At 60.3% G+C, this 13,262-nt stretch carries 13 protein-coding genes; 12 read left to right on the forward strand and 1 reads right to left on the reverse strand.

The window, feature by feature from the left end:
- The 8 genes from ACIQUB_RS26470 to ACIQUB_RS26505 form a co-directional block, all read left to right on the forward strand.
- Window positions 1–303 (forward strand): hypothetical protein (locus ACIQUB_RS26470; protein WP_402933708.1); only part of this gene is annotated, 303 nt, incomplete at its 5' end.
- A gap of 49 nt (window positions 304–352) precedes the next feature.
- Window positions 353–1,972: a GMC family oxidoreductase gene (locus ACIQUB_RS26475; protein WP_402933711.1), complete on the forward strand. Its 1,620-nt coding sequence runs from the start codon at window positions 353–355 to the stop codon at window positions 1,970–1,972.
- A 10-nt stretch (window positions 1,973–1,982) separates the two neighbouring features.
- Window positions 1,983–2,396: a hypothetical protein gene (locus ACIQUB_RS26480; RefSeq protein WP_402933714.1), complete on the forward strand. Its 414-nt coding sequence runs from the start codon at window positions 1,983–1,985 to the stop codon at window positions 2,394–2,396.
- 406 nt (window positions 2,397–2,802) lie between these two features.
- A complete protein-coding gene (locus tag ACIQUB_RS26485; RefSeq protein ID WP_402933717.1) occupies window positions 2,803–3,720 on the forward strand; it encodes an N-acetylneuraminate lyase in 918 nt (305 codons plus the stop codon).
- Window positions 3,721–3,789: 69 nt separating this feature from the next.
- On the forward strand, window positions 3,790–4,647 hold the full coding sequence (locus ACIQUB_RS26490; RefSeq protein WP_402933719.1) for a ketose-bisphosphate aldolase: 858 nt from the start codon (window positions 3,790–3,792) through the stop codon (window positions 4,645–4,647).
- 14 nt (window positions 4,648–4,661) lie between these two features.
- The gene (locus ACIQUB_RS26495; protein ID WP_018897630.1) at window positions 4,662–5,813 is read left to right on the forward strand and encodes a mandelate racemase/muconate lactonizing enzyme family protein; all 1,152 of its coding nucleotides are present in this window, start codon (window positions 4,662–4,664) and stop codon (window positions 5,811–5,813) included.
- Between the two features lie 60 nt (window positions 5,814–5,873).
- Complete coding sequence (locus tag ACIQUB_RS26500; RefSeq protein ID WP_402933722.1) at window positions 5,874–7,328, forward strand: aldehyde dehydrogenase family protein; 1,455 nt, start codon at window positions 5,874–5,876, stop codon at window positions 7,326–7,328.
- A gap of 183 nt (window positions 7,329–7,511) precedes the next feature.
- Entirely contained in the window at window positions 7,512–7,748 is a 237-nt protein-coding gene (locus ACIQUB_RS26505) for a hypothetical protein (RefSeq protein ID WP_402933725.1), read from the forward strand.
- A gap of 71 nt (window positions 7,749–7,819) precedes the next feature.
- Here the strand turns inward: ACIQUB_RS26505 and ACIQUB_RS26510 are convergent, their stop codons facing one another.
- Window positions 7,820–8,887, reverse strand: coding sequence for a LacI family DNA-binding transcriptional regulator (locus ACIQUB_RS26510; RefSeq protein ID WP_402933728.1), 1,068 nt, complete (start codon window positions 8,885–8,887; stop codon window positions 7,820–7,822).
- Window positions 8,888–9,223: 336 nt separating this feature from the next.
- On the opposite strand from ACIQUB_RS26510, the gene ACIQUB_RS26515 reads away from it, so the two are divergent.
- From ACIQUB_RS26515 to ACIQUB_RS26530, 4 genes are all read left to right on the forward strand, one after another.
- Window positions 9,224–10,486 (forward strand): ABC transporter substrate-binding protein, encoded by a 1,263-nt coding sequence (locus ACIQUB_RS26515; RefSeq protein ID WP_402933731.1) that lies wholly within the window; start codon window positions 9,224–9,226, stop codon window positions 10,484–10,486.
- A 78-nt stretch (window positions 10,487–10,564) separates the two neighbouring features.
- On the forward strand, window positions 10,565–11,413 hold the full coding sequence (locus tag ACIQUB_RS26520; RefSeq protein WP_402933734.1) for an SDR family NAD(P)-dependent oxidoreductase: 849 nt from the start codon (window positions 10,565–10,567) through the stop codon (window positions 11,411–11,413).
- Window positions 11,414–11,472: 59 nt separating this feature from the next.
- The gene (locus tag ACIQUB_RS26525) at window positions 11,473–12,351 is read left to right on the forward strand and encodes a carbohydrate ABC transporter permease (protein WP_402933737.1); all 879 of its coding nucleotides are present in this window, start codon (window positions 11,473–11,475) and stop codon (window positions 12,349–12,351) included.
- Window positions 12,348–13,259 (forward strand): carbohydrate ABC transporter permease, encoded by a 912-nt coding sequence (locus ACIQUB_RS26530; protein ID WP_402933740.1) that lies wholly within the window; start codon window positions 12,348–12,350, stop codon window positions 13,257–13,259. Before ACIQUB_RS26525 ends, ACIQUB_RS26530 begins: the two co-directional genes overlap by 4 nt.
- Window positions 13,260–13,262 lie beyond the last annotated feature (3 nt).

Raw genomic sequence — 13,262 nt, forward strand, 5'->3', positions numbered from 1 at the left:
TTCCAGAACCTCGACGTTATCGCTGGCGGGAAGACTTCATCTTCCCTGGCGATGGTAGCTCGTCGTCCTCAGGACCATAACCTGAAGGCCGCAGGTTCAAATCCTGCTTCGTATCGGTCCGGCTCCCAAGTTTTTGATCGATGGACGTTGCTTAACTGGTCTGCAAGGTGTCCCCATCTTGCGTGTGCCAGTACAGTTTCTCTTGCCCTCCAACAAATTGTAGCGTTAAACAAACTCGCGGCGGGCTTTTGCATTCCCTTGGTCCCGAAGGGCGTGCCGCAACGCATCTGCTCAAGTCGTTAAGGTCATTCGTGGCGTGCGCCACGCTTTTCCCTGGGAGGGGGTAATCTGGATGAATGCTGCCGGCATGGAGGAAAGCGACGTCACGATCATTGGCGCGGGACCGAGTGGCGCGATTACGGCGCAAGTTCTCGCCAAGGCGGGAATGTCGGTTGTCTGTCTCGAGCAAGGCGAGTACCCGGACTATACGTCGATCAAGTTCGAAGAGCCTGGCTTCGAGTTGCGCAAGGACATGGGCTTTGGGTTCAATCCAAACCGCAGAAAGATGGCTTCGGACTATCCCATCAACGTCGACGATTCCGACATTAATCCATTGATGTGGAACGGCGTCGGCGGCGGTACTGTCATCTATGCCGGAGCCTGGAATCGCTTCCAGCCCAGCAACTTCAAGGTCAAGACGCTTGACGGTGTCGGTGCAGACTGGCCGTTGACCTACGACGACCTGGCGCCGTTCTACGAGCGTGTCGAGTTGCAGATGGCGGTATCGGGTGTCGGCGGTGATCCCGCCTATCCGCATTTCGACCCACCGCTGCCGCCATTGCCGTTGGGCGCGATCGAGCGGCGGTTGTTTGGCGCACACAAGCGTCTGGGCTGGCATATCTGGCCGGGCACCAATGCGATCGCGACCGTTCGGCATGCCGGTCTGCAACCCTGTGTGCGTCGTGGGGCCTGTTCGGCGCCGGCCTGTTTCGACGGAGCGAAAGCGTCCGTGGACCGCACGCATTGGCCGACGAATATCAAGCTCGGCGTCAAACTGGTGCAGCGGGCACGCGTCATCCGCGTCGAGACCGATTCAAACGGACTGGCCACAGGCGTGACTTATGTCGACCGCGATACGGGAAAGACGCATACGCAGAAAAGCAAGATCGTCGTCATCTGTGCCAACGGCATCGGTACACCGCGCATTCTGCTCAACTCAGCCACGTCAAGATGTCCCACGGGTCTCGCGAACAGCTCTGATCTGGTCGGCCGCAATCTCATGCTGCATCCCTTTACCACGGTCACCGGCCTGTTCGACGAGGTGATGGACAGTTGGCAGGGAACCGCAGCACAGCGTGCCTATTCACTTGAATTCGCGGAAACGGATGCTGCTCGCGGGTTCATGCGGGGCGCAAAGTTGATGCTGATGCCGACAGGGTCTCCGCTGGGCACTATCAACGCGCATCCCTGGGGCACGGAAACGGAATGGGGGCAAGAGTTTCACAAGACGGTCTACAAACGTTTTGGCCGCTCGGCCATCTGGGACATCATCGCCGAGGACCTGCCGTTCGAGCACAACCGGGTGACGATCGATCCGGAGTTGAAGGACGCCGACGGGATTCCGGCGCCGAAGGTCAGCTACCGCTATGACGACGGCATGTACAAGCTCCAGAAGTTCATGCAGGAGCAGGCGAAAACGTCGATGCGCGAGGCCGGCGCCTACGAGACGATAGCCGCTCCGCCCTTGCGTGAAACCGGTTGGCATATTCTCGGCACCGTGCGCATGGGCGACGACCCAGAGACCTCGGTGGTCGATGGCTATGGGCGCTCGCATGATGTGCCGAACCTGTTCGTGATCGATGGAAGCGTCATGCCGACGTCGGCCGCCGTCAATCCGACAGCCACTGTCGCCGCGCTGGCTCTACGCAATGCCGAGGCGATCGTTGCCGGTCGTCGCGATCAGAAATTCTGAGGGGTGGGATATGTCCGTGACTTATGATGATGTCCGCCAGCAATTGGACTGGCTTTGCGATGCGATGATGCCTGGCGACCCGGAGTTGGGCTCTCCCTCGGCCCGGGACGTCGGCGTCCAGGAGACGCTGTTGCCGATGGCACTGAAAACGCGATCCGATCTCGCGCCTGCCGTTTTGTCGATCGTGGCCGGGTTTCCGAGGGAACGTCCAGCAGATCCGCTTGCGCTGGTGGCAGCCCTCAGCCCGGATGATCGCGCGCTTCTTGGCAGGTTCGTTGCTGGTGCCTATCTTGCCAGTCAGGACGTCATGGCCCAGCTGGGATACCCGGGCTTCCAAGCGCTGCATATCGAGCCTGACTATGACGAGATCATGGAAGCCGTGGAGCCGATCATCGCTCGAGGCCCGTGTTACCGTCCGGTCTAAACGCTTCCGACGATGTCAGGACCATGGCTCGCGCTATTCGCGGGCCAACCCTTGCGCGAACCTTGGCTTGGACTCGATTAAGTTCAACGCATTCTGTTTAGCGCTCAATTTAGCCGTTGACACCGCTATAAGCTTTGTTTAGCGTTAAAAACGTGCAATGGACGTCTCGGGAGATGAGGCTCCGTCGCATCAGGGAGGCTATCTTTTTACAAAAAGCACGTCTGACCATGTCCACGCGGAGATAGTCAGACGGAGGCGATTATAGCGCATCAAACGACAGGCGGAATGGCCTGGCGCCAGCAGCGTTACGCCCGGATGCTTGGCCATGTCGATCGATGCCTTCCACCAAGCAGGGAGTTTCCCTGAGGAATGGCCCAGCAATGGGTCGAACGTGGAGAACCGCATAATGGACCTGTCCCGCCCCGAAACGCCGAGACCCTCGTCGGTTGCTCAACGTCTGGCCCGGCTGCACGCTGCGCTTCTGACACCCTATGATGCCGACGGAGAGGTCTCGGTCGCTTCGCTCAAGCGCCTCACCGCACACGTCAAGGCAATGGGCATCGAGGGCTTTTATGTCGGCGGTTCGACGGGCGAGGGGCTTTTGCAATCCGTCGACGAGCGCTTGGCCATCTTCGAGACCGTTGCTGCCGAGGCGGGCTCGGGCGCCAAGATCGGCCATGTCGGCGCGATCGCGACCCGCGACGCACAGGCGCTCGCAAAGGGCTGTGCCGATCTCGGCTATGATGCCGTATCCGCTATCCCTCCCATCTATTTCCCGCACCGCAAGGATGCGATCTTCGGATACTACGAAGATATTCTTGATGCCTCCCAAGGCACTCCGCTCATCATTTACAACATTCCGAATATGAGCGGAGTCATCTTCACGCTCGATGACCTTGCACGGCTCCTGAGCCTGCCCGGCGTCATCGGGATCAAGCAGACCAGCATCGACATGTACCAGATGGAACAGCTGCGCCGGTCTTTCCCCGACGCGCTCCTGCTGAACGGTTTCGACGAGATGCTGATGGCGGGTCTCGCTTCCGGAGCGAATGGCGGCGTCGGCAGCACCTACAACGTCATGGGGCAGCGGTATCTCCATATGCAGGAGAAACTGGCCGCCGGGGACTTGGCCGGTGCCGCACGCATCCAGTCCGCCTGCAACGAGGTTATCGACGAACTCGTTCGGGTGAGCGTGTTCCCGGGCATGAAATATCTGCTCTATCGCCTGGGCGTGATCGACACGCCCGTCTGCCGCAAGCCGCTGCTGACGCTGTCGTCGTCGACATGCGGCCGCCTTGAAGAGATTGCCGCCCGGCTCGCCTGACGCGGCCTTGATATCACGAACCAGGCGACCGCCAGGAGGTCGCCGCCAAATGACTCATGAGGATGAGATATGAAACTGGTACCGATGAAGAAGCTCATGGATGCGGCGTACGAAGGTAAGTACGCAGTCCCCGCATTCAACTGCGCCAGCCTGGAGATGATCCAGTGCGTGCTTCAGACCGCGGCGAAACTGCGTTCTCCCGTTATCCTCGGCATCCACCCGGTTGAGGTTGCCTACTTCGGTAGCGCCGCGGTGCCGGTGGCGATTGCGAAGGCTGTGGGTGCGGACCTCGACATCGAAGTCGCCATCCACCTTGACCACGGCGACTCCGAAAAGTCAGTCATGGGTGCCATCCGCGGCGGGTTCTCCAGCGTCATGTACGACGGCTCGCATCTGCCGATCGATCAGAACGTCGAGAATTCCCGCCGTGTCGTCGAAATCGCACATGCCGTCGGCGTCACCGTCGAAGGCGAGATCGGCACGATCGGCAACACCGACGAATTCGGCAACAAGCTCGAAAATGCACACCTGTCCGATCCCGATTGGGCCGAGCGCCTCGCCAACACCGGCATCGACTGCCTGGCCGTCGCGATCGGCAACGCCCATGGCTTCTACGCCGAGGAGCCGCGGTTACGCTTCGACCTCGTGGAGGAAATCCGTCGCCGGATCAAGATCCCGATGGTTCTCCATGGCGGCACCGGCATCCCTTACGACCAGGTCCAGCGTGCGATCACCATGGGCGTCGCCAAGATGAACGTCGGCACCGCGCTCCGTTACGCCTTCGTCAAGGCGGCGAAAGACACCTGCGACAGAGAGCCGACCAAGGATCTGCCGCTCATGACAATTGGCACCGCCGGCATCGCCGCGGGCGCGGAAGTCGTTCAGCAGTACATGGAAATGACCATGTCCGCCGGCCGCCTGCGTTGATTGGAGACGTGATTATGAACGTAAGAACCGAAAAATTCGAAGTGGAGGGGCACGTGAAGGGCCATAAGATTCAGGACATCGAAGTCCATCTCGTTTCGACCCAGGCTCCTTCGGGCCTCGCCGACGCGACCCGCAAGGTGGAGACCGTCGGCATGACGGTCGTCCGTGTCAAGACCGATCAGGGTCTCGAAGGTATCGGCGTGACCTACCACGAAGTCGGTGGCGAAGCGATCCGCGCGCTGATCAAGAAGGATATGGCGCCTCGTCTGAAGGGTCGCGATCCGTTCGATACCGAAGTCATCTGGCGCGAATTCTTCGCGATCTTCCGCGGCGTCGGCCGCAAGGGCCTGATGTTCTGCGCACTGTCGGCAATCGACTTCGCGCTCTGGGACCTCAAGGGCAAGATCCTCGACATGCCGCTGCACCGCCTGTTCGGTGGTGGTCGCTCCCGCATCCCCGTCTACGCAAGCGGCGGCTGGGCGAGCTATGAAGATGACCAGCTTGTCGAAGAAATGCAGGACATGGTCCGCCAGGGCTACAAGATGGTCAAGTTCAAGATCGGCTACGACAATGGTCGCAACCCGAGCAGAGACGTCGAGCGTGTGCGCAAGGTCCGCGAGGCGCTGGGCCCGGATATCGGCCTGATGATCGACGCCAACAATTGCTGGGATGCTGCAACGGCCATCCAGTTCGCAAACCGCGTTCGCGAATACAATCCGATGCTCCTCGAAGAGCCTGTATTCGCCGACGACATTCCAGGTCTCGCCCGCTTCAAGCGCGGCACGGATATCCCGCTCGGTACCGGCGAGCACGAATACACGAAGTGGGGCGTTCGCGATCTGCTGATGGCTGACGCTGCCGATATCGTTCAGGTCGATGGCGCCCGCGCAGGGGGCTACACCGAGATGATGAAGTGCGCGGCACTTTGCGAGGCCTGGAACGTCAAGTTCGCGCCGCATGCGATGGAACACATCCACATTCCGATCGCCAGTACGGTCGCCATCGTGCCGTTCCTCGAGCGTTTGCGTCTCTTCGAGCCGATCACCCACGCGGTCTACCTGAATGCCCAGGTCCCGACGGACGGCTATCTCGATGTCATCGAAGCGCCCGGCCATGGCCTCCAGCTTAACATGGATTTCATCCGCTCCAACGACGAACGCGATTGAGATCGCGATCGATTTCTGCAGATATTTCCGCCTAGCATGCGGAGTTGAGGAGACAATTAAATGCAAATGATCCTTGGACACGGCTTGGCCGATGCCAGCGACAAGAAGACAGCGCTGATTATCAACCCAGCCAGTGGGGAAACGGTCGACACCGTGCCGGAAGCCAGCGTCGAAGACGTGCAGCGCGCCATTGCCGTTGCCGTCGAAGCCCAGAAGGATTGGGCAGCCCGCACGACCCGCGAGCGTACTGACCTGATCCGCAAGGCTGCCGGCATTATCCGCAGCCGTCGTCTCGAACTCGGGAAGATCCTGTCGCTCGAGTCCGGCAAACCCTACATGGCTGAAGCTGTCTGGGAATTCGATTCCGTCGCCTTCATTCTCGAGGCAAGCTGCGAAGTCGCCAAGCACCACTACGGTGCGGTCATGCCGTCTTCCACGGAATCCGGTTATGACGAGGATCTGCAGTTCACCCTGCATATCCCGCGCGGCGTGATCGCGGCCATCGTGCCGTTCAACTTCCCGCCGGCAATCTGGTCGTTCAAGGTCGGCGGCGCGCTTGCGGCCGGCAACGTCATCATCGTCAAGGCACCGCACCAGAACCCGCTTGCGGTCATCGAATGCCACAAGATCCTTATCGAGGCAGGCATTCCTGCTGCGGTCGCCCAGTGCCTGACGGGTAACGGTCCTCGCGTCGGCGGCACGCTCGTCGCCGATCCGCGCATCGACATGATCAACTTCACGGGCAGCACCCATACCGGCAAGCTGATCGCCAAGGCTGCGGCCGAGCATCTGACGCCATACTACTTCGAGCTCGGCGGCAACGATGGCCTGATCATCTGCGATGATGCCGATATCGATCTCGCTGTGAACGAAGCCGGCGACAAGTCGCGTAACTCCGGCCAGGCGTGCAGCGCCGCCAAGCGTTTCATCGTCCACAATTCCGTCAAAAAGCGCTTCATGGAGCGCCTGATCGACGAGAAGCTGTCCAAGCTCGTTCTCGGCGATCCGATGGACCCGATGACGACGATGGGCCCCGTCATCGACAAGCAGGCTGCCGACAACATCGAGAAGCAGGTCAACAGGACGGCGGATCAGGGCGGCAAGGTGGTTTTCGGCGGCAAGCGTCGCAACTCCTACGCCTTCTATGAGCCGACCGTCATCGCCGACGTCACGCCTGACATGGATATCGCGCGCGACATGGAAGTCTTCGGTCCGGTCTGGCCGATCATCGGCTTCGATACGCTGGATGAAGCGATCCAAATCCACAACAACACGAGCTACGGCCTCGGCGGCGGTATCATCACGCCGGACACCCGCAAGGCCCTCCAGGCGGCCAGCAAGATGGTGACGGGCCACGTCGCGATCAACGCCTCCGGCGGCTTCCGCGCGGCGGAACTGCCGTTCGGCGGCGGCAAGAAGGGCAGCGGCAACAGCCGTGAAAGCATGTCGGAAGTGATGCGCGAAGTCACGCATCAGAAGTCGATCATCCTGCGCAACGTCTTCAAGCAGGATTGACGCGAAGCCGCCGCAGTCTCACTCCACAGTCGACCTGCGACTTTCAGATTGCGACGCCCATAAGGGGCTGCCCGTTTCTCCTACGGGCAGCCCTTGTCGTTTGTGATTGGGGTGAGCGGCCGATCGAGTGTAAGGCAGCATAGTTCTGGTAGATGCAGGGGCCAACCGGCAAGGAGACAGCAGGTGACGACTTTGGGAGAGCTGATCGATCGCAAACGCAGAGAGCTCGCCGAGGAGTCTGTTGGCGTGCGGCGTAGCTGGGAAGATATGTTCAAGTATACGCTCAGGCATTATCCCAAGCAGACATCCCTTGAGGATTTTGACGTCGAGGCATTCGAGGTGCGACTGATCGCATCAGGCATGAATCCACCGATTATAGACGGCTATGTAAATAGATGGCGAGGGCTGCTTGGTCACTAGACAGAGTGGCATTGCGCCGGATCGCCGGACAATCCGGGGCAATGCACCAAGCATGCTTCGACACACCGGCGCTATGTCGCCTTGGCCACCGAGCCGCGCGTGACCATCTGATAGGGAAACACGACATCCGCGTCGGCGTCGTCTTCAGGGTTGGCCTTCCTGCGACCAATGGCGGCAGCCAATAGTTCGACGGCACGCTCGGTCATCGCAAGGGCGTCCTGATGAATGGTCGTCAAACCCGGCCACGCCTGCTCGGCCACAGGCGAGTCGTCGTAACCGACGACGGAAAGCTTTTCGGGGACGGCGATCCCGCTGTTATGCGCGACGGCGAGCACACTGGCGGCCAAGGTGTCGTTGGCGGCAAAGATTGCAGTCAGTCCCGGCTCCTGCTTGAGCAAGCGCTCCGCCGCCTTCACGCCTTCCTGGAAGTTGAAGTCTGTCCGCACGATCCAAGCGGGGTTTCCCTTGATCCCACCGTCAGCCAGCGCGTCCTTGTAACCTTCAAGTCGCGCGATGCTGCCGCTCTGTGTTTCCGGGCCCGCGAGGTGTCCGATCTTGGTATGACCGTGGTTGAGAAGCATCGTCACCAGCTCGTGGCTGGCTTTTCGGTCGTCGCCGCGTACCGCCGACATTCCCGGGATCGGAAAGCCTGGCGCGATCGCCACGGCAGGCACATCCAATGCCTTTTTCTTGAAGGTCGATGCCGCGAATTCCGCGACCGGCGAGGGAAGAAGGAAGCCATCGATACCGGCCTCTTCCATACGGTGCATGGTGTTTCTAAGCGCTTTCGGATCGTCAAGCTTCGCCAGTTCGACCGAGACATCGACTTGTAAGCGCGATGCCGCCTTCATGGTGCCGACGATGACCGACGCAATGAACGGGTTGGTGACACCGGTATAGATCAGTCCGATATGCGGGCGAGCAATACCGGCGAGCTGCTGTGCGGCGCGGTTGGGCGTATAGCCCAGCTCCTTTATCTTAGCCTGGACGAGGGCCCTGAGGTCATTGCCGACGTTGGCGCGCTCGTGGATGACGTTCGACACCGTCATCATCGACACGCCCGCCGCGTCGGCAACCTCCTTCAAAGTCACCTTCTGCGTTCCGCGACCGCGTCGGCGTGGCGTGTCTTTTGTGTCCATTTTTGTCTCCGGAGCCCTGGGGGAAGGGGGATAATTATACGATCCGAACGATCGATGCGCGGATCGTCGCGCAAGGGGCCGATCTCTGGTGTAGTCCCGCGTCTGCCTGCTCGTGTCCTCGCGTTGGCTAAACAACTGTCTAGCCGATTGAATTCTGGACGAACGCGCATTTGCCGCGTTTATCCGTCGTGAATTGAATCATTGCCCGATCGAAATGTAGTTGACAACAGTTAGTTTAGCGCTAATTTGGTTTAGCGCTACATTTTGGAGGCGGTACTCGGAAAGTCCGACAAGATCGCTGGGTAGGGGCGCTATAGGTTCTGAGGAGGACAATCTATGAAGAGTTCCGTGTCTGTGGTCGCCATCGCGGCCGCACTGTTCATGCACGCCGCTTCCGCGATGGCCGATGGTCCGCAGGCTGAAGTCATGCACTGGTGGGTGTCCGCAGGCGAATCCGCTGCGGTGAAGGAAATCGCCAATGCCTATACCGCGCAGGGTGGCGTCTGGAAGGATAACGCGATCGCCGGCGGTGAAGTGGCAATCGCCAACATCATCTCCCGTATCACTGGCGGAAATCCCCCGACCGCAGCGCAGATGCCTCTTGGCAAGCAGCTCGACGATCTGGTCGCGCAAGGTCTGCTAGTGCCCGTCGATGATGCCGCCAAGGAGACCGGCTTCTACGACAACATTCCCGAGACCTTCCAGAAAGCCATGACTTTCCCAGATGGTCACATGTACGCTCTGCCCATCAATGACCATGGTCACAACTGGCTCTGGTACAACAAGAAGGTCCTGGCTGACGCCGGCGCGAAGGAGCCGGTGACTTGGGACGACTTCTTTGCCGCTGTTGACGCCATCAAGGCCAAGGGCAACGCGGTTCCGATCGCCGTCGGTGCGCAGCCATGGCAGCTCGGCCAGACCTTCCTTTCCGTCCTGCTGACCAAGCAGGGTCCTGTTCTGTTCAACAAGGTGTTCACCGATCTCGACCTCGACGCCGTGAAGTCGCCGGAGTTCAAGGATGCGGTCGCGACCTTCCTCAAGCTCCGTGACTATTCGGACAACGGCGCCGCAAACCGCGAATGGAACGTGGCCGCGAACATGGTGATCACCGGCAAGGCCGGTTTCCAGTTCATGGGCGACTGGGCGAAGGGCGAATACACCGCAGCAGGCCTCAAGCCCGATGTCGAATATGGTTGCCAGATCCTCGGCAACGGCGACGGCAAGCAGTATTTCAACGTTTCGTCCGACGCGATCATCTTCCCGGTCAACAAGGGCGCCGATCAGGACAAGGCTCAGGCGATGCTTGAGCGCATCATGATGGGCAAGGACGTCCAGGTCGCCTTCAACTCGAAGAAGGGTTCGGTTCCGGCGCGTCTCGACGTCGATGCGAGCAAGCTCGATGCTTGCGCGGCAAAGGGCGTCAAGATCTTGCAGGACCCGGCCCAGCGCATTCCGAACGTCGATTTCCTGGTTTCCCCGGACACGATCGGCGCCGAGCGCGACCTAGCCGCCCAGGCCTGGGCCGACCCGAGCTACTCGCCCGACAAGTTCATCGAGTCTTTCACCAAGATCATCGAAGCCGAAAAGTCGATGCGCTGATTTGACGACGGCCCGCCGGCCAAGGTCGGCGGGTCACCTATACTTTAATTCGCAGGCAGCAATATGTGGGAGGAACGCATGAACATCCAATTGAAACAAGGCCGCGTCGGCACCGACATCGCTGGCCCCGTCACTGAACGCTTGAGCCTCAAGGGCCGAGTGGCCATGGTCACGGGTGGGTCGCGTGGCATCGGCAAGGCATTCGCCATCGGCCTCGCCGAAGCCGGCGCCGACGTCGTCGTTCTTTCGAAGAGCTCGAAGGCAGAAGGCGAGGCCGTGGCCGCCCAGCTCCGCGAGATCGGCGCCAAGGGTTCCTTCGCCATGCTGGCGGACGTCACGAGCCGTTCGGCGCTCGACGCAGCCGTTGATGAAGCCGTCAAGCGTCTCGGCAAGGTTGACATCATGGTCGCCAATGCCGGCATCGGCATCGACGTCAATGCCGAGGATATGACCGAGGAGCAGTGGGATCGTCTGATGGACGTGAACCTCAAGGGCGTGTTCTTTGCCGCCCAGGCTGCTGCACGTCACATGATCCCGCGCAAGGCCGGCAACATCATCGTCACCTCCTCGCTTTCCGCCTATGTCGCCAACGGCAATCCGCAGGCTTGCTACAACACGTCTAAGGCCGGCGTGAACATGCTCGTCAAATGCCTTGCCTACGAATGGGCGCGCCACAACATCCGCGTCAACGCCATCGCGCCCGGCTTCATCATGACCGATATTCTGGGGCCCTATCTCAGCGAATTTCCGGATGAAGCCTACGGCTACATGATCAAGCCGGCGGCCATGAACCGCATCGGCACGCCGGACGAACTCGCGGGCGCTGCGGTGTTCTTGGCATCGGACGCCTCGAGCTACATGACCGGACAGTGCATGGTCATCGATGGCGGCTATTCTCTGACGCCGCTCGAAAATCGGCTGCTGTGATGGCTGTCCTCGAGAACACCGCACGGGTTGCCGCCAGGAAGGCCCCCCCCAGACGGAGGATGGCATCGAAATGGGGAAGCTATGTCGGCTTCCTCCCGGCATTGCTTGTCGTTCTCTTCGTCTACATCTTCGCCATGGCCTGGACGATCTGGATCTCGTTCACGAAATCCAAGATGCTTCCGGTCAACGAGTTCGTCGGCTTCGCTCAGTACAGCCGCCTCTTCGGCGACGAGCGCTGGCAGATATCCGTCGTCAACCTGGGCATTTTCTGCTCGCTCTTCATCGGCGCCAGTCTGGTACTCGGTCTGCTGATGGCGATCGCGCTCGACCAACGCGTCCGGTTCGAGAACAGCCTGCGGACGATCTACCTTTATCCGCAGGGGATGTCGTTTATCGTCACAGGTCTGATCTGGCAGTGGATTCTCAACCCGCAAATGGGTCTGCAGCAGTTCTTCCACGATCTCGGTCTCACCTGGGTGACGATCGATTGGCTCACCCGCTCCGACAAGGCGATCTATGTGGTGGCTCTGGCGGGCGTGTGGCAGGCATCCGGTCTCGTCATGGCCATCATGCTGGCTGGCCTGCGCGGCGTCGACGAAGACCTCGCCAAGGCGGCGAAGGTCGATGGCATCAGCCCGTTCCGCTTCTACGTCCACATCGTTCTTCCGCTGCTGAAGCCGATGTTCGCGACGGCCGTTGTGCTGCTCGCGGTGGGTGGCGTCAAGGTCTACGACCTTGTCGTCGCGCTGACCAACGGTGGGCCAGGCATATCGAGCGAGGTTCCCGCGAAGTACGTCATGGAATTCCTGTTCCGTCGGGCAAACATCGGTCTCGCATCGGCCGCGGCTTCGGTGATGCTCATTACGGTGATCGCGGTCGTCGTCCCCTATGTCTACCTCGAGCACTTTCGTAAGCAGAAGGGGAGGACCCCGGTATGACCGCGGATATCCAGCACACGCCAAGGCATAATCCGAACGCAAGCGGGCGCAAGCCCAAGCAGGTAACCGCCGGTCGCGTCGGGCTCTATGCCTTCATCATCATCACGGCCCTGTTCTTCCTGCTGCCGCTGATCGTCATGATCATCACGTCGTTGAAAACGATGGATCAAATTCGCCAGGGCGGCCTGTTCGACCTGCCGAGCCCGTTCACCTTCGACGCCTGGGTCAGGGCATGGACTAGCGCCTGCACAGGTCTCACCTGCAACGGCGTCAAGGTCGGCTTCTGGAACTCGATCCGTATTCTCGTCCCGAGCACCATCCTGTCCATCGGCATTGCCGCCTGGACCGGCTACATGCTCTCCTTCTGGCGGGTTCGCGGAGCAACGGTCCTGTTCACGATCCTGATGGTCGGCGCGTTCATTCCGTTCCAGGTCTTCATTTACCCGCTCGTTCGTGTCTTCTCCACGGTCGGCATCTTCGGGACTGTCACCGGCATCGTCATCGTGCACACCGCTTTCGGCTTGCCGATGCTGAGCCTGCTCTTCCGTAACTTCTTCATGGGGCTGCCGATCGATCTGTTCAAAGCGTCGCGTGTCGACGGTGCGAGCATCTGGCAGATCTTCAGGCACATCATGTTGCCCATGGCGACGCCGATGGTGATCGTCGCCGTGATCCTTCAGGTCACCGGTATCTGGAACGACTTCATTCTTGGCGTCGTCTTTGCCGGCCCGAACAACCAGCCGATGACCGTTCAGTTGAACAACATCGTCAACTCGGTGTCCGGGGAGAAGGAATACAATGTGAACATGGCCGCAACCATGATCACCGCTCTCGTTCCATTGGCCGTCTACTTCCTGTCCGGACGCTGGTTCGTCCGCGGGATCGCGGCCGGCGCAGTGAAAGGATAAGTC

Origin of the sequence: Rhizobium sp. NPDC090275 (genome assembly GCF_044772225.1) — a bacterium.
In the GTDB taxonomy this organism is placed as follows: Bacteria; Pseudomonadota; Alphaproteobacteria; order Rhizobiales; family Rhizobiaceae; genus Rhizobium.